The sequence below is a fragment of the Mycobacterium helveticum genome (assembly GCF_007714205.1).
GTDB lineage: Bacteria > Actinomycetota > Actinomycetes > Mycobacteriales > Mycobacteriaceae > Mycobacterium > Mycobacterium helveticum.
Genome location: NZ_VMQU01000015.1, coordinates 1 through 20,656, shown reverse-complemented (window position 1 = coordinate 20,656; position 20,656 = coordinate 1). Strand labels below are relative to the sequence as shown.

Below are 20,656 nucleotides of genomic sequence, written 5' to 3'. Positions count from 1 at the left end.
CGCCGCCATGGGCACGGTTCCCCCGGCGCTGTTGCGGGGCGTCGACCTGGCGGCCTTCGCGGCCGCCGTGGTGGCGCGGCTGCGCGGCTCCGGGGTGCACGTATCGGCCGACGGCCAGGCGAGTTTCGTGCAGGCGCTGCGGCTGCTGGGCACCCGCACCGGGTCCTCGCTGTATTGGTCGGCCCGGCTGACGCTGGTCAACCGGGCCGAGGACCTGGGCGCCTTCGACGCGGTCTTCGCGGCGGTGTTCGGCGCTGGCGACGCCGAACCCGACACGAGTTCTCTTGCCGCACAGCCGATTGCTATGCGCACCGACGGCACCGCGCGGGCCGCCGACGCCCGGCCCGGCGCCGCGGCGGGCCTGCCCTGGGTGACGCGCACCGCAACGCGCGGCGCCGACGACGACCCCGGCGGCGCGCACGTCCTGGTGCCCGAGGTCCTGCCCAGCCGCATCGCCGCGCGCGCCGACGAACCGTTCGACCGCTTCGACGCGCACGACCTGCGGTTGCTGGGCGCCTGGATCGAGGAGACGGCCGTGCGCTGGCCGCGGCGGCGCAGCATGCGGTTCGAACCCCGCGCCGCCGGCAAGCGCATCGACCTGCGCGCCACGATGAACGCGTCACGCAAGACCGGCTTCGAGGCGGTCACCCTGGCGCGCACCCGGCCGCGGCGCAGGCCCCGCCGGGTCGTCCTGATCTGCGACGTGAGCCGCTCGATGCAGCCCTACGCGGCGATGTATCTGCACCTGATGCGGGCCCTGGCGAAGGGGCGGGGCGTGGGCCGGGCCGGGATCCGCCCGGAGGTGTTCGCGTTCTCGACGTCGCTGACCCGGCTCACCGCGGTGTTGTCGCACCGCTCGGCCGAGGTGGCGCTGCAGCGGGCCAACGCGACGGTCACCGACCGCTACGGCGGCACGTTCGTCGGCCGCAGCGTCGCCGCCCTGCTGGCGCCCGGCCTTTCGGGGCACGGCAACGCGCTGCGCGGGGCGGTGGTGATCGTCGCCTCCGACGGTTGGGACGCCGATCCCCCCGACGTCCTCGCGCACGCCATGGCCCGGCTGCGTCGCCGCGCCGCCGTGGTGGCCTGGCTCAATCCGCGCGCGGCGCAGGCCGGCTTCGAGCCGCTGGCGGGTTCGATGGCGGCGGCGCTGCCATACTGCGACCTGTTCCTGCCGGCGCACTCACTGACCGGGCTGCGCCGGTTGCTGCTCGCGTTGTGTCTTTGAGGGCGACGCCCGAGTGGCCGAGTTCGCGGGCCCCGGCGACGAGCGCGGCCGCGATCGCCGCGGCGCTCGCGTAGTCGCGGCCGTCGGGCGGATGGACGTTGGAGATGCAGTTGCGGTCCGCGTCGGTACGGCCGGGCGCCGGTCGGTGCGTCAGGTAGATGCCCAGGCTGTCGGCGACCGAGAGGCCCGGGCGCTCACCGATGAGCACGAGAACCGTTGCGACGCCCAGCGCTTGACCGATGTGGTCGCCGAGCGCGACGCGGGCCTGCGTCGCGACGACCGGCGGGGCGATGCGGTAGCGGCCGCCGAACTCGCGCAGCAGCGCCTCGATGACGCCCGCGGCGTGCGCGGTCAGGGCGCGCGGCGAGAGCCCGTCGGCGAGGACGAAACCGAGGTCCGCCTTGGTGTTCGGCAGACCCGACAGGTCGCCCGGGCTGCGGCCGAGGTCGGGCCGGCGCAGGTATTCGTCGCGCGAGGCCGCCCTGCTGCGCACCCGCAGCGGCTCGCCGACGCCCCAGTTGACGGCGATGCCGTGCAGCTGCCGGACGAGGCCGTCGACGTCGAGCGGGTCGTGCACGGCGTCGCGCGCCGCGGCGTGCGCGGCCCGGAACTCCAGGACTCGCCGGGTGGGCAGCGAGTTGCCCGCCCGCCCGAGCCCGATCCGCGCCCGCGTGGCGGCCCGCAGCGGCGCCCACGGGTCGTTCATCGGCCGGCCGCCAGTTCCCGCAGCGGCGACGTCGCGAGGTCGACGGGCAGGATGTGGCCCTCGGCGTCGGCCATGCCCAGGCCGGCCAGCCAGGCCTCGAATTCGGGGGCGGGGCGCAACCCCAACGCCTGTCGCACGTACAGCGCGTCGTGGAACGACAGGCTCTGATAGCCGAGCATGACGTCGTCGGCGCCGGGCACGGCGATGACGAACGCGGTGCCCGCCACGCCCAGCAGGGTCAGCAGCGTGTCCATGTCGTCCTGGTCGGCCTCGGCGTGGTTGGTGTAGCAGACGTCGACGCCCATCGGCAGGCCGAGCAGTTTCCCGCAGAAGTTGTCCTCGAGCCCGGCGCGGATGATCTGCTTGCCGTCGTAGAGGTACTCCGGCCCGATGAACCCCACCACGCTGTCGACCAGCAGCGGCCGCAGCGCCCGGGCCACCGCGTAGGCGCGTGCCTCCAGCGTCTGCTGGTCGACCGGTTTGCCGCCCACCCCGAGGTGGGCCCCGGCCGACAGGGCCGAACCCTGCCCCGTCTCCAGATACATCACGTTGTCGCCGACCGTGCCGCGGTGCAGCGAGCGGGCCGCCTCGTCGGCCTCCGCCAGCATCGCCAGGGAGGTGCCGAAAGCGGCGTTGGCGCCCTCGGTGCCCGCGATGGACTGGAAGACGAGGTCGACCGGAGCTCCGCGGTCGATCAGACCCATCGTGGTCGTCACGTGGCACAGCACGCACGACTGCACCGGAATCGCGAACCGCTCGCGGATGTCGTCCAGCAGATGCAGCAGGTCCGAGGCCGCGGCCGGCGAGTCGGTCGCGGGGTTGACGCCGATCACCGCGTCACCGCAGCCCAGCAGCAGGCCGTCGAGCAGCGCGGCGGCGATCCCGCGGGGGTCGTCGGTGGGGTGGTTGGGTTGCAGCCGGGTGGCCAGCCGGCGCGGCAGTCCGATGGTGGTCCGGAAGGCCGCGGTCGCGGTCGCGGCGGCGGCGACCAGGATCAGGTCCTGGTTGCGCATGATCTTGGACACCGCGGCCACCATCTCGGGGGTGAGCCCGGGGCCGACGGCGGCGAGCCGCACTGCGGCGTCACCGCGGGAAGCGTTGTCCAGCAACCAGTCCCGGAAGTCGCCGACCGTCAGGTGGGCGATCGGGCGAAACGCCTCGCGATCGTGGCCGTCGACGATGAGCCGGGTGACCTCGTCGGTCTCGTACGGCACGACCAGGTCGGACAAAAACGCTGCCAGCGGGATGTCGGCGAGCACCCACGCGGCCGCGGCGCGTTCGGCGTCGGAGCCGGCGGCGCACCCGGCGAGCTGGTCGCCGGAACGCAGGGGCGTCGCCTTCGCCAGCACGTCGACGAGCCCGTCGAAGGTGTAGGTGGTCCCCGAAACGGTTTGCCGGTAGCCCATCTGCAGAACAGTAGGTCACGCCTGCGCGATGAGGCAGGATCGGCAGGTATGGATCAGCTATGGGTCAACCGGGCGGCCACCTCCGAAGCCGCTGTGGTGCAACGGCACCTGAGGCGGTTGTGGGCGCTGCCGGGCACCCAGCTGGGGGTGGTGGGCTGGCCGCCGACGCGGCGCGACCGGCTGTTCGGCAGCTGGCACTACTGGTGGCAGGCCCATCTGCTGGACTGCCTCCTCGACGCGCAGCTGCGCGACCCGCAGCCGCAACGGCGCACCCGGATCAACCGGCAGGTCCGAAGCCACCGGCTGCGCAACAACTTTTCGTGGACCAACAGCTACTACGACGACATGGCGTGGCTGGCGCTGGCCCTGGAGCGCGCCGCGCGGATCGCCGGCGTGCAGCGCCGGCGCGCACTGCCCACCCTCGCCGACCAGTTCGTCAAGGCCTGGGTGCCCGAGGACGGCGGGGGCATCCCGTGGCGCAAGCAGGACCAGTTCTTCAACGCCCCGGCCAACGGCCCGGCCGGGCTCTTCCTGGCCCGCTACCCGGACAGCCACGGGCACCGGCTGCGGCGGGCCCAGCAGATGGCCGACTGGATCGAGGACACCCTGATCGACCCGGAGACCCACCTGGTGTTCGACGGCGTCAAGGCCGGCTCGCTGGTCCGCGCGCAGTACACCTACTGCCAGGGCGTCGTGCTCGGGCTGGAAACCGAGCTCGCCGCGCGCACCCACGACGACCGGCACGCGCCGCGGGTGCATCGCCTGGTCGCCGCGGTCGGCGAGCAGATGGCACCGTCGGGGGTGCTGCGGGGCTCCGGCGGCGGGGACGGCGGCCTGTTCGCCGGCATCACCGCCCGCTACCTCGCGCTGGTGGCCGCCGCGCTGCCGGGCGACTCGGCCGACGACGCCGCGGCCCGCGACACCGCCCGCCGGATCGTGCTGTCCTCGGCCAGGTCGGCGTGGGACTACCGCCAAACGGTCGACGGGCTGCCGCTGTTCGGCGCGTCCTGGGACCGCGACGCGGAAATCCCCACTCCGGGGCCCGGGGCCGGCGCCCGGGCGGGGTTGGTCGACGGCGCCGTGAGCGGTTCGGGGGTCGCCGAACGGGACCTGTCGGTGCAGCTGTCGGGGTGGATGCTGATGGAGGCCGCCTGCAGTGTCACCGCCGTGCCCGCGGCCGGCGGGTGAGGGGGCCGGACTACCGGTCGCGGACCGTGATCTGCTTGCGGCTCTCCTGCGCACCGCGCCGCCGTCCCCGGTAGCCGCGCCAGGCGGCGATGAACGCCGGCATCAGCGAGACGACCAGGATGGCCAGGATGATCTTCTCGAGGTTCTGGTGGACGAACGGCACGTTGCCCAGGAAGTAGCCCGCCAGCGTCGCACCCCCGCCCCAGGCGATGCCGCCGACGATGTCGAAGCCCAAAAACACCGGGTAGCGCATGTAGGACACCCCGGCGATCACCGGGACGAACGTCCGCACGAACGGCGCGAACCGGGCCAGGATGACCGCCCAGGCGCCGTACTTCTCGAAGAACGCGTGCGACTCGGTCACGTAGTGCCGTTTGAAGAACCGCGAATCTTCCTTCTTGAACAGCGCCGGACCGATGCGGCGCCCGATGAAGTACCCGGTCTGGTCGCCGAGCACGGCGACCAGCGCGACGCACGGCGCCAGCACCCAGATGTCCACCGGCGGGTGGGGATGCGCGGCCAGCAACCCGCCGGTGAACAGCAGCGACTCGCCGGGCAGCAGCGGGAACAGCAGCCCGGTCTCGATGAAGACGATGACCAGGATCCCGGGCAGCACGGCCGAGCCGAAAACGCCGCCGGCGCCCAGCCAATACATCGGGTCGAGGATGTCGGGCAGGGCCGTCACCGCTGTGCTCACGATGTCTCAACATACCGGCGCCGCCCGCCACGGGCCGCCAAGCCGGGCGCCAAGTCCGGGAAGTGCCGGGTCACCGGGCTAGCCGCTGGCGGACTGGCAGACCTTCCACTGGTCGTCGCGGTACTGCAGGTCCAGGCTGCGTGTCGAGCGGAGGTGGGGGTCATAAGCCATGAAGGTGGTGACGTTGGCCTCGGCGTGCGGGCCGTTGACGACGACCTGGTCGATGCTGGCGATGACGGGATACTGCCGGGCGGCCGAGACGCGGCGGTAGGTCTCGGCCCACTCGTGCTCGTCGAAGTCGACGTAGCCGTCGCGCGTCGTCCCGCACGTGAGCGTGCGCAGCGCCGTCAGGTCGCCCCGCTGCACCGCGGCGTCGAAGGTCTCGATGGTGTGCCGAACCTGGTCTTCCTGCGAGGCTTTCGAGTGCTTTCCGCGGGTCAGCAGCACGGTGCCCAGGATCGCGATCGCCGCCAGGGCCAGCACGAGCACCACCAGCGCCAGCACCCAGCCCCAGTTGACGTTCGGGGACGTCCGCAACTTCGCACCGAGGCGCGGCGGGATCGATTGTGGCACAGCCCCTTTCGGGGACTGTCTCGACTGTCCCGTCGGGTCCCCGCGCTGTGAGGCGAAAACCTCCGTGGCGGGTTCGGGGGTGGCGGGCATGACGGTGGTGGCTTTGGCGTCGAATCCGGGCGCGGTGAAGCGGCGTTCGCGCTGCTGGGCATCGGGGTCGGCCTCGGGGGGATCGGCCCGCTCGGCCTTGTTCATCACGACGGTCTCGGTCTCGGTGTCGTCGGGCACCACCGGGTAGCTCTCGGTTGCTTCGTCGCCGGGTTCCACCGGGTGCTCGCGGTCGGGCTCGGGCGGATTGACCATGAGCGCTGCTGTCCTCCTACGAGTGGATAGTTGGGAGCTTAGCGACCCGGCATCCCGGTTGGCGTCACGGCCGAGGCGCGCGTAAACGGGAAACGGCACAATGGGCCCATGACGTCGATGGGTGATCTTCTGGGGCCTGATCCGATCCTGCTGCCGGGGGACAGTGCAGCCGAAGCCGAACTGCTCGCCGGGGAGAACCCGAGCATCGTCGCCGCCGCCCATCCGACGGCGTCGGTGGCCTGGGCGACGCTGGCCGAGGAGGCGCTGGCCGAGGACAAGGCCGTCACGGCCTACGCCTACGCCCGCACCGGCTACCACCGGGGCCTGGACCAGTTGCGCCGCAACGGCTGGAAGGGTTTCGGCCCGGTGCCCTACTCCCACGAGCCCAATCGCGGCTTCCTGCGGTGCGTGGCGGCGCTGGCGCGCGCCGCCGACGCCATCGGCGAGACCGGCGAGTACGCCCGCTGCCTGGATCTGCTCGACGACTGCGACCCCGCGGCCCGCGGGGCGGTCGGGCTCTAGCCCCTGGAACCAGGCGCTTAGAACCAGGCGCTCCAGAACCGGGTCAGCGAGTCGCCCCACGCCACCAGCACGTGCGGCACGCCGGACAAGTCGAACAACCAGAGCACCATCCCGAAGAACCAGCGGTTCAGGCCCGGCGCAAACAGCAGGAACAGCAGGACGAAATAGCCGTACTGCTTGGCCGGTGCCACCGCGCGCTGCGTCTCGGGGCTCAGATGCGGTTCCAGGGCGTCGTACCCGTCCAGGCCCGGGATCGGCAGCAGGTTCAGCACCAGCGCGGTCAGCTGCAGGAACGCCAGGAAGGCCACGCCGGCCCACAGCACCGCGTGGGCCGGGTCGAAGAACAGCCGGACCACGGTCAGCAGCAGCACCGCCAGCAGCAGGTTGGCCGCCGGTCCCGCCAGGCTGACCAGGGTGCGGCGGGCCGGCGTCATGAACCACGTCCGCAGGTACACCGCGGCGCCCGGCAGGCCGATGCCGCCCAGCAGGATGATCACCATCGGCAGGACCAGCGACAGCGCGGGATGGCTGTAGCGCCGCGGATCCAGCGTGAGGTAGCCGCGCACGGCGGCGTCGTGGTCGCCGAACCGCCAGGCGGTCAGCGCGTGCCCGAACTCGTGCAGGCACAACGACACCAGCCACCCGGCGACCACGAAGACGAACACCCCGACGTAGGACAGCGGTCGCACGCCGGACCCGGCCAGCCAGGCCAGCGCGCCGCCGGCCGCCGTCACCGCGAGCAGGGCCAGGAAGATGGGGCTGGGGCGCACCGACTCGTGCGGCCGTGCGGGAAAGCTCACCGGTCGAAACTATCGGACGGCGAGCCAGCCCTCGACGTTGCGGTAGAACGTCGATCGCCGGGCCGGGCGGGGCGCGGGCACGCCGTCGCGCACCACGGTGACGCCGGTGCAGCCCAGCTGGGCCGCGCGCCCGGTGACCCACCGGCGGCCCCGGACCCGGGCGCGCAGGCCGGGCAACGCCCCCGTCGGCTCGATGCGGCAGCCGGCCACCCCGCCGTCGAACAGCCCGGTGTCGTCGACCACCGCCTCCCCGTGCAGCGCCTTTCCGTCGGCCGGCAGCCAGTGCGCCCGGCCGACGATGGCCCACCCGGCGTCGTCGCGGATCAGGGGCACCCTGGCCGCGGATGCGCGCCGGGCGCGCCGCGCCGCGCGGCGCCCGGACGGCAGCCGGTAGGCGCGGGTCGCCGCGGTGCGCCGGCGCGGCACGTAGGCCACCTCGACGTCGAGCCGGTCCGCGCGCAGCAGCCCGGTCAGCAGTGCGGCCAGGTCGGCGTCGGCGCCGACCACCACCAGCCGGCGGTACGGTCCGACGGCCGCGTCCAGGTCGGCCCGGCCCCCGGGGCGCAGCAGGGGCAGGCCGCGCAGCGGTCGCGGGACCCGGCGCCCGCCGAACAGCAACACCGCCGCCGCGGGCGTCTCGCTGTTCCCTCTCACCGGCCCCGTCATGACTTTCTCGGCTGCCCGCCCGGAAGAACCGGCCCGCGGATTCTCCCCGGAAACTACCAAACGTCCCAGCCGGGGCCGGACCGCCGCCCGCGGCGCCGCCGTGGTAGATTTCGCGAGCGTTTCTGGTATTCATGCGGAGGCTGGCGATGGTCACACGGCGATGGAACGAGTCGGACCAGGCCAAGAGCAGCTACGTCAAGGAACTGTTTGCGGCGCTGGCGAAGCGCTACGACGTGATGACCGACGCGTGGACGCTCGGGTTGCACCGCGTGTGGAAGCGGCAGGCCATGAAACTCTGCGCCGTCCGGCCCGGCGAACGCGTGCTGGACGTCGCGACCGGGACGGGTGATCTGGCGTTCGCGGCGGCGGCGGCGGTGGGGCCGCAAGGCCGGGTCGTGGGCGTCGACTCCTGCGCGGCGATGCTCGACGTCGCCCGGGGCCGGCGGCGCGGGACCGTCGACTTCCAGGAGGCCGACGCCATGGACCTGCCGTTCCCTGATGAGTCGTTCGACGTGGTCACCATCGGTTTCGGGCTGCGCAACGTCGCCGACCGCGGCCGGGCGCTGCGCGAGTTCCGGCGCGTGCTGCGGCCGGGCGGCCGGTTGATGGTGCTCGATTTCAGCACGCCGACCTCGAAGAGTCTCAAAGCCCTGCACGACGCGCTCTACTTCGGCGTGATGCCCGCGGTGGGCTGGCTCTTTGCCTGGCACCGCGACGCCCACCATTACACGTCCGACTCGATCCGTACCTGGATGTCGCGGGAGGAGCTGCGCGAGGCGATGCGGGACGCGGGTTTCGGCGACGCCCGCTACATTTCGCTGAGCACCGGGTTCGCAACGGTGCATCTCGGCTCCCGCGAGGCCGGCGGACGGTAGCCGCGCCGAAGCCGGTTCCCCTCACACAACCGTCGACGTTTTAGGATCACCTGCGTGAGTGCAGTAAGCATCGCGAAGGGCCTGCGCGCGGGTTGTGCGGCGGCAAACCCGGGGCGTTGCGGCGCGGTCACTGCACGAACGGCGGCACCGAAACGAAAACCGGTGCGGCGCTTGTAGGTACACTGCCTTTCCCGGCAGTGACACAAACAGCAGGCGAGACCAGGTGGGAGCATGTCATGCCGGCAATCGTCCTCATCGGAGCCCAGTGGGGCGACGAGGGCAAAGGGAAGGCCACTGACCTGCTCGGTGGACGCGTGCAGTGGGTGGTGCGCTATCAGGGGGGCAACAACGCCGGTCACACGGTCGTGTTGCCGACCGGCGAGAACTTCGCGCTGCACCTGATCCCGTCGGGCGTGCTGACGCCCGGCGTCACCAACGTCATCGGCAACGGTGTGGTGGTCGATCCCGGCGTCCTGCTCGACGAGCTCGAGGGCCTGCAGGACCGCGGCGTCGACACCTCCAGGCTGCTGATCTCGGCCGATGCGCATCTGCTGCTGCCCTACCACGTCGCGATCGACAAGGTGACCGAGCGCTACATGGGCAGCAAGAAGATCGGCACCACCGGCCGCGGCATCGGGCCGTGCTACCAGGACAAGATCGCACGCATGGGCATCCGGGTGGCCGACGTGCTCGACCCGGAGCTGTTGACCCACAAGGTCGAGGCCGCCCTGGAGCTGAAAAACCAGATCCTGGTCAAGATCTACAACCGCAAGGCGCTCGACGCGCATCAGGTGGTCGATGCGCTGCTGGAGCAGGCCGACGGCTTCCGGCACCGCATCGCCGACACCCGGCTGCTGCTCAACAACGCGCTGGAGGCCGGCGAGACGGTGTTGCTGGAGGGCTCGCAGGGCACCCTGCTCGACGTCGACCACGGCACCTATCCCTATGTGACGTCGTCGAATCCGACCGCCGGCGGCGCGGCCGTGGGCTCGGGCATCGGACCGACGCGGATCACCACCGTGCTGGGGATCCTCAAGGCCTACACCACCCGGGTGGGGTCGGGCCCGTTCCCCACCGAGTTGTTCGACGCGAACGGCGAATACCTGACCAAGACCGGCGGCGAGTTCGGTGTCACCACCGGACGCCGCCGCCGCTGCGGCTGGTTCGACGCCGTCATCGCCCGCTACGCCACCCGCGTCAACGGCATCACCGACTACTTCCTGACCAAGCTCGACGTGCTCTCCAGCCTGGACACGGTGCCGGTGTGCGTCGGCTATCGGCTCGACGGCAAGCGCACCCACGACATGCCGATGACCCAGAGCGACCTGGCCCGCGCCGAACCGATCTACGAGGAGCTGCCCGGCTGGTGGGAGGACATCTCGTCGGCACGCGAGTTCGACGAGTTGCCGGTCAGGGCGCGTGACTACGTGTCGCGGCTGGAAGAGCTTGCCGGAGCCTATGTTTCGTGCATCGGTGTCGGGCCGGGCCGGGAGCAGACGATCGTGCGCCGGGACATCCTGGCGGCCCGCGCGTGACGGCCACCGAACCGGATCCCAAGGACCTCGATCCCGAATACGAGCACCACGGCGGCTTTCCGGAGTACGGCCCGGCCAGCCCGGGCCCCGGGTTCGGCCGGTTCGTGGCGGACATGCGCCGGTTGCAGGATCTCGCGTTGTCGGCGGACCCCGGTGACGACGTCTGGAACGAGGCGGCCGGCCGCGTCGCGGCGCTGGTGGAACTGCTGGCCCCGTTCGAGGCCGGCGAGGGCAAGGCGCCGGCGGGGCGGACACCGGACCTGCCGGGCATGGGCAGCCTGCTGCTGCCGCCGTGGACGCTGACGCGCTACGGCCCCGACGGGGTCGAAATGACCGGGTATTTCAGCAGGTTTCACGTCGGCGGCAACCGCGCGGTGCACGGCGGTGTGCTGCCGCTGCTGTTCGACCACATGTTCGGCATGGTCTCGCACGCCGCGGCCCGGCCGATCAGCCGCACCGCCTTCCTGCACGTCGACTACCGCAAGGTCACCCCGATCGATGTCCCGCTGGCCGTGCGCGGCCGCCTGACCGCCACGGAGGGGCGCAAGGGGTTCGTGTCCGCGGAGCTGGTCGACGGCGAGGACACGGTGCTGGCCGAGGCGAACGGCCTGATGGTGCGGCTGCTGCCCGGCCAGCCCTGAATCGGGTCCGCCGCGCTCGCGCGGCGCGCACCTATCCTTGAGCGGTGACCGACGGCGTGACTGATGAAGGACAGCAAGAACCCGACGACCCCGACGGCAAGACGACCGCCATCGAGTTGACCCCCCCGGTCGCGGGGGCGGATCCCGGCGCCCGAGCCGGCGAAGCCGCCGAACCCGAGAGGCCCCGCGTGCTGCTGCTGGGTTCCGGTGCGCCCGGCCAGGAGTTGACGATCGCGTTGCGGCGCCTCGGCGCGGAGGTGGTCGTCGGCGACGAGGACCACGGCGGGCCCGCGCACGCCGTCGCCGACCAGTCGCTGGTCCTCACGCTGGGCGACCCCGCCGCGCTGTCGGAGGCCGTCGGACGGTTGCGGCCGGACTTCGTGGTGACCGCGACCGGCGCCGTCGCCGGTCAGGCCCTCGAGTCCCTGGAGGGCACCGAGCTGGTGCCCGGCGCCCGCGCCGTCGGGCTCACCGGTGCCCCGGAGCGGCTGCGTCGGCTCGCCGCCGACGAGCTGGGCCTGCCCACCGCGCCGTTCTGGTTCGTCGGGTCGGTCGGCGAACTCGAGGCGGTGGCCGCCCATGCCGGCCTGCCGTTGCTGGTCAAGCCGGTGGCCGGAGCGCCCGGGCGCGGGCAGTCCGTCGTCACCAAGCGCCATGACCTGGAGGCCGTATGGCAGGGCATCGTCGGGAAGCCAGTAGGGACGCCGGCGGGGGAGGGGCAGTACCGGGTGCTGGCCGAAACGCTGGTCGACGTCGACTGTTTCGTCACCCTGCTCGCGGTGAGCAGCCGGGGGCCGATCGGTGAGCAGATCGAGTTCTGCTCACCGATCGGTCACAGCCGCGCCGAGGCCGACGTGCTGGAGTGCTGGCAGCCGCAGCAGCTGACCCCGGCCGCGCTGGACGCCGCCAGGTCGATCGCCGCGCGGATCGTCAAGGCGCTGGGCGGGTGCGGGGTGTTCGGCGTCGAGCTGATGGTCCACGGCGACGAGGTGTACTTCGCCGACGTCACCGCGTGCCCGCGCGAGAGCGCCTGGGTGACGCTGCGCAGCCAGCGGCTCTCGGCGTTCGAGCTGCAGGCGCGCGCGATCCTGGGCCTGCCGGTGGACACGATGATGACGTCGCCGGGCGCCGCGCGGGTGATGAGCCCCGGTGCCGGGCTGCCGGGTGCGGGCGCGCTGGCGCACGCGCTCGGCGTGCCCGAAAGCGACGCACGCCTGGTCGGCCCGGGATCGCGGGCCGGGTCGTGGGTGGCGCTGGCCACGGCACCGGACGTCGCGGCCGCGCGCGAGCGCGCCCGCGAGGTCGCCGGCCGGGCGCATGTGCCAGACTCGGGCCGATGAGCTACGCCGGAGACATCACGCCGCAGCAGGCGTGGAAGATACTCAGCGACAACCCCGATGCGGTGCTGGTCGACGTGCGCACCGACGCCGAATGGCGCGTCGTCGGGGTGCCCGACCTGTCGAGCCTGGGCCGCGACGTGATCTGCCTCGAGTGGCACGCGTCCGACGGCCGGGTCAACGAGAACTTCGTCACCGAACTGCGGGACCGGATCGCGGCCGCCGGGCGTGAGCGGCCCGTGGTGTTCCTGTGCCGCTCCGGCGGCCGCTCCGTCGCCGCGGCCCACGTCGCGACCGAGTCGGGCATCACCCCGGCCTACAACGTGCTGGACGGCTTCGAAGGCCACGTCAACGCGGGCTGGCGGGCAACGGGTTTGCCCTGCAAGGAATTCTGAGGCGTCAGCCGGCCCGGCGTTCGGCCGCGTCGGCGCTTTCGGCCGCCGCCAGTGTTCCGGCCTGCTGTCCCACCCAGTTCACCAGCGGCCGCGCGTAGATCATCTGGCTCGTGATGGCCATCTGGCCGCGGGTCCGGCCCAGGAACGAGATCCCCCAGGCGAACAACGCGGCCATGCGATTGCGATACCCCACAAGGTAATACAGGTGCAACAGCAGCCACGCCAGCCAGGCGATGAAGCCGCCGAACTCGAGCTTGCCGACTTTCGCGACGGCGCTGTAGCGCGAGACGAGCGCCATGGAGCCCTTGTCGCGATAGCCGAACGGCTGCCGCGTGGCCGGGTCGTCGGTGCCCTTGACCGCATGCCTGATGATCGTGGCCGCGTACTGCGCCCCCTGGATTGCGGCCTGGGCCATGCCGGGCACGCCGGGCACCGACATCAGGTCGCCCACGACGAACACGTGCGGGTGGCCCTTGACGGTGAGGTCGGGCTCGACGAGCACCCTTCCGGCGCGGTCGGTTTCGGTGCCGTCGGACTGGTCGGCGATCATCTTGCCCAGCGGGCTGGCCTGCACGCCGGCCGCCCACACCTTGCAGGCGCATTCGATGCGCCGCTCGCCGCCGTCCTTCTCCTTGATCGTGATGCCCATGTAGTCGACCGCGGTCACCATCGCGTTGAGCTGGATCTCGACGTCCATCTTCTCCAGCCGGCGCTGCGCGATGAGACCCAGCTTCTCGCCCATCGGGGGCAACACCGCGGGGGCGGCGTCGAGCAGGATGACCCGGCAGTCGCTGGGCTTGATGGTGCGAAACGCCCCGGCCAGGGTGCGTTCGGCGAGCTGGACGATCTCGCCGGCCAGCTCGACGCCGGTGGGTCCGGCGCCGACCACCACGAAGGTCAGGCGCCGCTGCCGCTCGGCGGGGTCGGTGGCGACCTCGGCCGCCTCGAACGCGCCCAGGATGCGGCCCCTGAGCTCGAGGGCGTCGTCGATGGTTTTCATGCCGGGCGCGAACGCGGCGTACTCGTCGTGGCCGAAATAGGACTGCTGGGCACCGGCGGCCACGATCAGGCTGTCGTAGGGCGTCACCGTCTGGATGCCCATCAGATGTGACGTCACCGTCTTGGCCGTGAGGTCGATCGCGCTGACCTCGCCCCACAACACCCGGACGTTCTGCTGCTTGCGCAGGACCAGGCGGGTCGTCGGCGCGATGTCGCCCTCCGACAGGATGCCGGTGGCGACCTGATACAGCAGCGGCTGGAACAGGTGGGTCGTCGTCTTGGAGACCAGGGTGATCTCGACCTGGCTTCCCCTGGGCACGCGTTTGAGCGACCTGGCCGCCGTCAGCCCGCCGAAGCCGCTCCCGATGATGACGACGCGGTGGCGCGACATACTCGTCCCCTCTGGTTGCCGGTGCTGGTGCTGGCCGTTTGCGGCGCACTACTACCGTACGACGCCGGCGGCGGCGGGTTGTCGTGCCCGGGTGAGATACGCGAACCCATGTTCGGTGGGCGGCTGCGCGCGGTCAGGCCGGTAACGCCTTTACGTGTTGGCTAGTTGGCTGATTCGTTGTGGTGATAGGTGGAGGAGTTCACCGGCGTCGCGCACCGGAATTCCCGCGGCGGTCAGTTCACGCACGAAGCCTGCGGCCATGTTTTGGGCCTTCTTGACGGCCTGGGCGGCTTCATCGCGCATGAAGATGAGTTCTTCGGCGCTGCGTTGAACGTTACCCATGTCAGGCACGGTGATGCTCGTGACGTGCACGGCAACATCGGCGATAGGCGTGCCGGTGCTGACTGCAATCCATTCGCGGGCCATCAATTCGGCTTCGGAGAGACGCCGCGCTTGGGTGAGGCCTTCGAGTTCGGGGATGTGAACCATCCACCAGCGGCCGTCCCGCTCGATTTCGATCATGTATTCGCGTTTCATTTCCGCTCCCTGGTTAGTTCTTCGGCTTCGGCGATGGCTTTGTCGACTTGGCGGACAACGCCCGGGGAGATGGTGCGGTGACCGTCCGGGATGCTGACCCATGGGCCTAGCGGGTGAATCCACTTGGCGTGGCTGCCTTCTGCGTCGGTGCGGGCGAAGCCTGCTTTGCGAAGCCGTCTGATGATGGGCGCGGGTTGGTTCTTCGCTGACCACGAGAATAGTCTAGCTGGCTAGACAGAAGCTAGTCAAGCGGACTAGACAGAAAACATCGCTGGTCAGGAGCCCGGGCCGTAGGGGTCGCACGAGTACCGCGGTGCGCATGGCTGGTGTTCGACGAGCGCTCGGCAGGCTCGGTGGACGCGGCCGTTCGGGCAGTGCCGGGGCGGGTGATCAACCGTCTTCGGCGCAGAGGATAGGGTGACCGACGCCAGGCATGGCTTTCACCGGATTCAAGCGGAGGTCTGGAGCCCACCGCCAACCGTAGTAATTCACCGTGCCGCAACCAATTACATTGATTGGTTATATGGATAGTCGGCAATCCTGATTCCGTTGAGCGGCAGCGGTTCTCGTCGGCGGTCCGGCCGGCGTGGGCACGCAAGTCCCCACAGATGGCCGAGGTACTGCCGTTGCTGTACCTGCACGGTCTGTCGACCAGCGATTTCGGTCCTGCGCTGGAGCGGTTACTGGGCTCCGGTGCCGGGTTGTCGGCCACGACGATCACCCGACCGACCTCGCAGTGGCAGGACGAGGCCAGGACATTCCACGACCGTGATCTGTCGAGCACCGACTACGTCTAGCTGTGGGTCGACGGCATCCACCTCAAGGTTCGCCCCGAGCAGGAGAAGCTGTGCTTGCTGGTGATGATCGGGGTCCGGTCCGACGGCCGCAAGGAGCTCGTCGCGCTCACCGACGGCTACCGGGAGTCGACCGAGTCGTGGGCTGATCTACTCCGAGGATGCCGCCGCCGCGGGATTACCGCCCCGGTGCTGGCCGTCGGCGACGGAGCGCCGGGGTTCTGGAAAGCGATGCGCGAGGTGTTCCCCGACACCCGCGAGCAGCGGTGCTGGTTCCACAAGCAGGCCAATGTCCGTGCCGCGCTTCCGAAGTCAGAACATTCGGGTGCTTTGGCGGCGACGCGGGAGATCTGCAACGCCGAGGACATCGACAAGGCCCGGGTCGCGATCAAGGCCTTCGAGGTCGACTACGGCGCCAAGTACCCCAAAGCGGTCACCAAGATAGTCGACGACGCCGACGTGCTTCTGGAGTTCTACAAATATCCCGCCGAGCATTGTGCGTGAACGTGGTAGGAGTCGACCGCGGGCATGGAGAACATGTGCATGTCATGCGCATGTGATAGCGTGTCGCTATGGCAGTCGCGATCCAGATCAAGGATGTCCCTGAAGAAGTTCGCGACGCACTGGCCGCCCGCGCCGAGGCGCGCGGCCAATCCACCCAGGCGTATCTGCGATCACTGTTGGAACGGGAGTACCAGGCTCAACGCAACCGGCAGCTCCTGGAGGCATTGGCGAGTCGTCGCAGCCTCACCATGACAGCCGAGGAAGTGGCGGCCGTCATCCGCGCCGACCGCGACGGGTGAGTTTTCGCCCGTGATCGTGGTGGACGCAGGCGTGCTGGTGTTGGCGCTCACCAGCGGCACTCCCCAGGGCGACGCGGCACGCGCAGCCCTGAACGGCGACGACGGCTGGCTCGCACCGGCCCACATGCCGGGCGAGGTGCTACGCACCCTGCACAAAGCCGTGTTGCGCGAGCAATTGAAGCGCGAGGACGCCGAGGCCGCCGCCGATACCGCCGCCGCACTCGCCATCGAATACGTGCTCCCTGACGCACTGCTCCTGCGCACCGCCTGGGCCTGGCGGCACAACATGGCGATCTACGACGGCCTGTATGTCGCTGTGGCCGTGGAACGTTCGGCCGCGATGATCACCGTCGACAGGCGCTTGGCCAGCGCCACCGATCAGCTCGGTATCCCCGTCGCCATCACCGTGCTCTACTAACTCAGCCGCAGGTCGTGGACATCGGCCCCAGGCGCGGCACCGCCACGGTGACGCGTGGGCAAAGCGGGCCCTACGACGCCCCCGACGCCTGGCGGCACCCCCCGGCCCTTCCGGCTCACGGCCCTTCTTGCTCACGGCCACCCGCGGGCGTTGTTCTTCAGCTTGTCGTTGAGGTCGACACAGAAGTCCGCGGAGGTGCCGGCGAGCAGGATGTGGTAGGTCTCGACCTTGCGCAGGTCGCCGTTGGTCGGGGTCTCCCAACTGCCGTTGCACATCGCGTGTTCTCCACCCGCGCTGGCCCGGCGCCAGTTGGTCATGACGCACTGCTTGAGGCTGTCGACGCTCTTGGCGGCGACCAGCATCGCTCCGCCCCACTGGCCGTCCTTGCGGCGGTAGGCGCGCGCCCCGAACCCGGCATTGTCCTTCTGGCAGGACAACCCCCGCCGCAGCAGGGCGAACGGAGCCGCGAGCTGCTCGTTGGTGACCGAGGCGGCGGCGTTGATGAAGTTGGCGGCATCGGTGCCGTCGCCCTGTTGGATGTCGGGGTCGGCGAGGTCGATCAGCTGCTGGGCGACCCCGGCGTTGGTGCCGCCGCCGATGATCGACCCGCCGCCGGAGGTCAGCGGCGGCAGGGCGGCGGCGGGATCGGCGGCCGCCGCGGGCGGCCCGGCGACGGCCGCCAGGACCAGGGACGCGGCCACAAGTGAAACGGTCGAAGGGCTCATCACGCCCACGATTGTGCCCCCTCGGCGAGCAGGGCGTTGAGCACGTGGCGGGTTTGCCGCCGGATGTATTCGTCGACGGTGTAGATCGGCCCGAAGTGCCAATGTTTGAGCGCCCAGCCGTGGGCGATCAGCACGATGTCGAACACGGTGAGGTCGACGTCGACGTCGCGGAACACCCCCCGGGCGATCCCGTCCTCGATGGCCGCGCGCAGCGGTGCGGCACTGGCGATCTCGAGCTCCTTGATCTGCGCGCGCCCGGCGGGCCCCAGCGTGCGGCTCTCCCGGTAGGTCAGCACCACCCCGTCGAGGTTCTCGTCGACGATCTCGACGTAGCGGCGGATCCCCGCGGTCAGCCGGGCGACGACGTCGTCGCCGGCCGCGGCCATCACCGGTGCCAGCTGGTCGCGGAACGCATCGAGGATCCGCACGATCGTGGCCAGCAGCAGGTCTTCCTTGCCGCCGAAGTACGTGTAGATCAGGCCGACGCTGACCTTGGCCTCGCGGGCCAGATCCTGCATGGACATCCGGTGAAAGCCGTTGCGGCCCATGACGGTGACCGCGGCATCGAGCACCTGGCGGCGCCGGGAGCTGGCGCGGACCGCGCGCACCGCCTCCTCGACGGGTAGCTCGCCGTGGCCGATCACCACTAGATCCCCAGATCCTTGGCGATGATCGTCTTCATGATCTCGTTGGTGCCGCCGTAGATCGTCTGGATGCGGGCGTCGACGAATGCGCGCGACACCGCGTACTCGCGCATGTAGCCGTATCCGCCGTGCAACTGCAGGCAGCGGTCGGCGGTGCGCACCTGCAGGTCGGTGGTCCACCATTTCAGCTTCGCGGCCCGCGCGGCGGTCAGCCTGCCCTCCAGGTGCTCGGCCAGGCAGTCGTCGAGAAACGTTCGGGCGATGTCGATTTCGGTCGCCAGCTCGGCGAGCACGAACTGGCTGTGCTGGAAGCTGGAGATCGGTGCGCCGAACGCCGTGCGGCCGCGCACGTAGTCCAGCGTCTCGGCCAGGACGGCTTCGGCGGCGGCCACCGCACCCACCCCCAGCGCGAGCCGCTCCTGCGGCAGGTTCCCCACCAACTGGTAGAAGCCCCTGCCCTCTTCCCCGAGCAGGTTGTCCACCGGCACCCGCATGTCGGTGAAGGTCAGCTCGCTGGTGTCCTGGGCGTGCAGGCCGATCTTCTCCAGGTTGCGGCCACGGCAGAAGCCGGGGGTGTCCGCGTCCACCACCAGCAGCGACAGACCCTGGTGCCGATCCGGTGAGGTGCGCACCGCGATGACGAACAGGTCGCCGCACTGCCCGTTGGAGATGAACGTCTTGGCGCCGTTGACGACGTAGCAGTCTCCGTCGCGGGTCGCCGACGTCCGAATCCCTGCCAGGTCGCTGCCGACGCCGGGTTCGGTCATCGCGATCCCGAGCACGGTCTGCCCGGTCACCACCCCGGGCAGCCAGCGTTGCTGCTGCTCGGGTGTGGTCAGGTCGGTCAGGTAGGGCAGCACGATGTCGTTCTGCAGCGTGACGGCGATCGACTCGGCCGCCGCCCCGGCCCGCTGCAACTCGTCGATGACGATCGCGTTGTAGCGGAAGTCGTCGACGCCCGGGCCCCCGAACCGTTCGGGCACCGAAAAGCCCAGCAGCCCAAGCTTTCCGGCTTCGACGAACAGCGACCGGTCCCATTGGCCGGCGCGCTCCCAGCGCTCGTGGTTGGGCACGACGGTCTGACGCACGAAATCGCGGACCAGCTCGCGGAACTGGTGGTGCTCGGGGGTGTATTCCAGGCGTGACATGCCGGTGCTCGACGTCAGCGGAAGGCGTCGCTGCCGGTGAAGGCCTGGCCCAGGACGAGCTGATGCATCTCGGCGGTGCCCTCGTAGGTCAGCACCGATTCGAGGTTGACCATGTGCCGGATCACCGGGTACTCCAGCGAGATTCCGTTGCCTCCCAGGATGGTCCGCGCGGTCCGGCAGATCTTGATCGCCTCGCGGGTGTTGTTGAGCTTGCCGAAACTGACCTGCTCGGGGCGCAGCCCGACGGCGTCCTTCAGGCGGCCCAGGTGCAGCGAGAGCAGCTGCCCCTTGTGCAGCTCGAGCGCCATGTCGGCGAGTTTGGCCTGGGTCAGCTGGAATCCGGCGATCGGTCGGCCGAACTGGGTGCGCTGCGTGGCGTAGTCGAGGGCGGACTGCCACGCCGAGCGCGCCGCACCCATCGATCCCCAGATGATCCCGTAGCGCGCCTCGGACAGGCACGACAGCGGGCCGCGCAGTCCCTTGACCTCGGGCAGCATCGCGTCGGCGGGCAACCGGACGTCGTCGAGCACCAGCTCGCTGGTGATCGATGCCCGCAGCGACAGCTTGTGGTGGATGGTGTTGGCGACGAACCCTGGGGTGTCGGTGGGGACCACAAAGCCCCGAATCCCGGGGGATTCGCCGTCGTCGGTGGCGGCCCACACGATCGCGACGTCGGCGATCGAGCCGTTGGTGATCCACATCTTGCGCCCGTTGAGCACCCAATCCGAGCCGTCCCGGCGCGCACGGGTTTTCATGGCGGCCGGATCGGACCCGGCGTCGGGCTCGGTCAGCCCGAAGCAGCCGAGCAGCTCGCCGGCGGCCATGCCGGGCAGCCACTGTTGCTTGTGCTCCTGCGAGCCGAACTTCCAGATCGCGAACATTGCCAGCGAGCCCTGCACGGACACCATCGACCGGACGCCGGAGTCGGCGGCCTCCAGTTCGGTGCAGGCCAGGCCGTAGTGCACGGCCGAGGCCCCGCCGCACCCGTAGCCGTCCAGGTGCATCCCGAGCAGGCCGAGTGCGCCGAACTGCTTGGCCAGCTCCCGCGCGACGGGCAGGTCGCCGGCCTCGAACCAGTCGGCGACATAGGGGGTGACGTGCTCGGCGCAGAACTTCCTTACGGTGTCGCGCAGCGCGATCTCGTCGCTGGACAGCGAGGCGTCCAGGGACAGCGGGTCGGCGCGGTCGAAGGGGGGCGGTGTGCTCGTGCTCACTGGACTACCTTCCTGAGGTCATCGCTTCTGGATGAAGGTTGATGCACCCGAGGTGCCACCAGGTCACTGCCCTGCTCGCTTGACGCGGTTGATGTCCAGCATGAGATCTGCAGG

General features: G+C 70.6%; 22 protein-coding genes and 2 pseudogenes. 11 read left to right on the top strand and 13 right to left on the bottom strand.

Annotation, left to right across the window (positions count from 1 at the left end; all coding sequences use genetic code 11):
- Positions 1-7: 7 nt before the first annotated feature.
- Complete coding sequence (locus FPZ47_RS30410) at positions 8-1,225, top strand: vWA domain-containing protein (protein ID WP_342781065.1); 1,218 nt, start codon at positions 8-10, stop codon at positions 1,223-1,225.
- Here FPZ47_RS30410 and eutC read toward each other — a convergent pair.
- Positions 1,209-1,931, bottom strand: a pseudogene (gene eutC / locus FPZ47_RS05585) (ethanolamine ammonia-lyase subunit EutC); the annotation flags it as partial. The gene FPZ47_RS30410 and the pseudogene eutC sit on opposite strands and share 17 nt — an antisense overlap.
- A complete protein-coding gene (locus FPZ47_RS05580) occupies positions 1,928-3,337 on the bottom strand; it encodes an ethanolamine ammonia-lyase subunit EutB (protein WP_144950443.1) in 1,410 nt (469 codons plus the stop codon). The gene FPZ47_RS05580 and the pseudogene eutC, both read right to left, overlap by 4 nt.
- A gap of 48 nt (positions 3,338-3,385) precedes the next feature.
- Here FPZ47_RS05580 and FPZ47_RS05575 point away from each other — a divergent pair, with 48 nt between their 5' ends.
- Positions 3,386-4,525, top strand: a complete 1,140-nt coding sequence (locus FPZ47_RS05575; protein WP_144950445.1) for a glycoside hydrolase family 76 protein — start codon at positions 3,386-3,388, stop codon at positions 4,523-4,525.
- A 10-nt stretch (positions 4,526-4,535) separates the two neighbouring features.
- On the opposite strand, the gene FPZ47_RS05570 is transcribed toward FPZ47_RS05575, so the two are convergent.
- Complete coding sequence (locus FPZ47_RS05570) at positions 4,536-5,222, bottom strand: VTT domain-containing protein (protein ID WP_144950447.1); 687 nt, start codon at positions 5,220-5,222, stop codon at positions 4,536-4,538.
- 78 nt (positions 5,223-5,300) lie between these two features.
- Entirely contained in the window at positions 5,301-6,098 is a 798-nt protein-coding gene (locus FPZ47_RS05565) for an Rv0361 family membrane protein (RefSeq protein ID WP_144950449.1), read from the bottom strand.
- Between the two features lie 108 nt (positions 6,099-6,206).
- On the opposite strand from FPZ47_RS05565, the gene FPZ47_RS05560 reads away from it, so the two are divergent.
- Positions 6,207-6,620: a DUF3151 domain-containing protein gene (locus tag FPZ47_RS05560; protein ID WP_144950451.1), complete on the top strand. Its 414-nt coding sequence runs from the start codon at positions 6,207-6,209 to the stop codon at positions 6,618-6,620.
- A 17-nt stretch (positions 6,621-6,637) separates the two neighbouring features.
- Here FPZ47_RS05560 and FPZ47_RS05555 read toward each other — a convergent pair whose 3' ends face one another.
- Together FPZ47_RS05555 and FPZ47_RS05550 are read right to left on the bottom strand one after the other, a co-directional pair.
- Positions 6,638-7,420: a site-2 protease family protein gene (locus FPZ47_RS05555; protein ID WP_144950453.1), complete on the bottom strand. Its 783-nt coding sequence runs from the start codon at positions 7,418-7,420 to the stop codon at positions 6,638-6,640.
- Between the two features lie 9 nt (positions 7,421-7,429).
- The gene (locus tag FPZ47_RS05550; RefSeq protein WP_425461759.1) at positions 7,430-8,074 is read right to left on the bottom strand and encodes a peptidase M50; all 645 of its coding nucleotides are present in this window, start codon (positions 8,072-8,074) and stop codon (positions 7,430-7,432) included.
- Positions 8,075-8,232: 158 nt separating this feature from the next.
- On the opposite strand from FPZ47_RS05550, the gene ubiE reads away from it, so the two are divergent.
- From ubiE to FPZ47_RS05525, 5 genes are all read left to right on the top strand, one after another.
- On the top strand, positions 8,233-8,961 hold the full coding sequence (ubiE, locus tag FPZ47_RS05545; RefSeq protein ID WP_210419838.1) for a bifunctional demethylmenaquinone methyltransferase/2-methoxy-6-polyprenyl-1,4-benzoquinol methylase UbiE: 729 nt from the start codon (positions 8,233-8,235) through the stop codon (positions 8,959-8,961).
- Between the two features lie 236 nt (positions 8,962-9,197).
- Positions 9,198-10,496 carry an adenylosuccinate synthase gene (locus FPZ47_RS05540; RefSeq protein ID WP_144950460.1) on the top strand — a complete coding sequence of 433 codons (1,299 nt, stop codon included), beginning with the start codon at positions 9,198-9,200 and terminating at the stop codon, positions 10,494-10,496.
- Entirely contained in the window at positions 10,493-11,137 is a 645-nt protein-coding gene (locus tag FPZ47_RS05535) for a PaaI family thioesterase (protein WP_144950462.1), read from the top strand. The genes FPZ47_RS05540 and FPZ47_RS05535 overlap by 4 nt, the downstream gene beginning before the upstream one ends.
- Positions 11,138-11,181: 44 nt before the next feature.
- The gene (gene purT, locus FPZ47_RS05530) at positions 11,182-12,477 is read left to right on the top strand and encodes a formate-dependent phosphoribosylglycinamide formyltransferase (protein ID WP_246133344.1); all 1,296 of its coding nucleotides are present in this window, start codon (positions 11,182-11,184) and stop codon (positions 12,475-12,477) included.
- On the top strand, positions 12,474-12,869 hold the full coding sequence (locus FPZ47_RS05525; RefSeq protein WP_144950464.1) for a rhodanese-like domain-containing protein: 396 nt from the start codon (positions 12,474-12,476) through the stop codon (positions 12,867-12,869). The genes purT and FPZ47_RS05525 overlap by 4 nt, the downstream gene beginning before the upstream one ends.
- A 4-nt stretch (positions 12,870-12,873) precedes the next feature.
- Here the strand turns inward: FPZ47_RS05525 and FPZ47_RS05520 are convergent, their stop codons facing one another.
- From FPZ47_RS05520 to FPZ47_RS05510, 3 genes are all read right to left on the bottom strand, one after another.
- Positions 12,874-14,259, bottom strand: coding sequence for an NAD(P)/FAD-dependent oxidoreductase (locus tag FPZ47_RS05520; RefSeq protein WP_144950466.1), 1,386 nt, complete (start codon positions 14,257-14,259; stop codon positions 12,874-12,876).
- Between the two features lie 150 nt (positions 14,260-14,409).
- Complete coding sequence (locus FPZ47_RS05515; RefSeq protein WP_144950468.1) at positions 14,410-14,796, bottom strand: HicB family toxin-antitoxin system; 387 nt, start codon at positions 14,794-14,796, stop codon at positions 14,410-14,412.
- A complete protein-coding gene (locus FPZ47_RS05510; protein WP_246133345.1) occupies positions 14,793-14,978 on the bottom strand; it encodes a type II toxin-antitoxin system HicA family toxin in 186 nt (61 codons plus the stop codon). Before FPZ47_RS05510 ends, FPZ47_RS05515 begins: the two co-directional genes overlap by 4 nt.
- A 360-nt stretch (positions 14,979-15,338) precedes the next feature.
- Here FPZ47_RS05510 and FPZ47_RS05505 point away from each other — a divergent pair.
- The 3 genes and pseudogenes from FPZ47_RS05505 to FPZ47_RS05495 form a co-directional block, all read left to right on the top strand.
- Positions 15,339-16,085: pseudogene (locus tag FPZ47_RS05505) on the top strand (IS256 family transposase); the annotation flags it as partial.
- A gap of 77 nt (positions 16,086-16,162) precedes the next feature.
- Positions 16,163-16,393, top strand: a complete 231-nt coding sequence (locus FPZ47_RS05500) for a FitA-like ribbon-helix-helix domain-containing protein (protein WP_144950470.1) — start codon at positions 16,163-16,165, stop codon at positions 16,391-16,393.
- Positions 16,394-16,403: 10 nt separating this feature from the next.
- Positions 16,404-16,811 carry a type II toxin-antitoxin system VapC family toxin gene (locus FPZ47_RS05495; protein ID WP_144950472.1) on the top strand — a complete coding sequence of 136 codons (408 nt, stop codon included), beginning with the start codon at positions 16,404-16,406 and terminating at the stop codon, positions 16,809-16,811.
- Between the two features lie 131 nt (positions 16,812-16,942).
- On the opposite strand, the gene FPZ47_RS05490 is transcribed toward FPZ47_RS05495, so the two are convergent.
- Genes FPZ47_RS05490 through FPZ47_RS05475 form a run of 4 tightly spaced genes read right to left on the bottom strand, consistent with a single transcriptional unit; the run spans position 16,943 to position 20,542 of the window.
- The gene (locus FPZ47_RS05490; protein WP_144950474.1) at positions 16,943-17,536 is read right to left on the bottom strand and encodes a hypothetical protein; all 594 of its coding nucleotides are present in this window, start codon (positions 17,534-17,536) and stop codon (positions 16,943-16,945) included.
- Entirely contained in the window at positions 17,536-18,183 is a 648-nt protein-coding gene (locus FPZ47_RS05485) for a TetR/AcrR family transcriptional regulator (protein ID WP_144950476.1), read from the bottom strand. The genes FPZ47_RS05490 and FPZ47_RS05485 overlap by 1 nt, the downstream gene beginning before the upstream one ends.
- Complete coding sequence (locus FPZ47_RS05480) at positions 18,183-19,328, bottom strand: acyl-CoA dehydrogenase family protein (RefSeq protein ID WP_144950478.1); 1,146 nt, start codon at positions 19,326-19,328, stop codon at positions 18,183-18,185. The genes FPZ47_RS05485 and FPZ47_RS05480 overlap by 1 nt, the downstream gene beginning before the upstream one ends.
- 14 nt (positions 19,329-19,342) lie before the next feature.
- On the bottom strand, positions 19,343-20,542 hold the full coding sequence (locus FPZ47_RS05475; protein ID WP_144950480.1) for an acyl-CoA dehydrogenase: 1,200 nt from the start codon (positions 20,540-20,542) through the stop codon (positions 19,343-19,345).
- Positions 20,543-20,656: the final 114 nt, after the last annotated feature.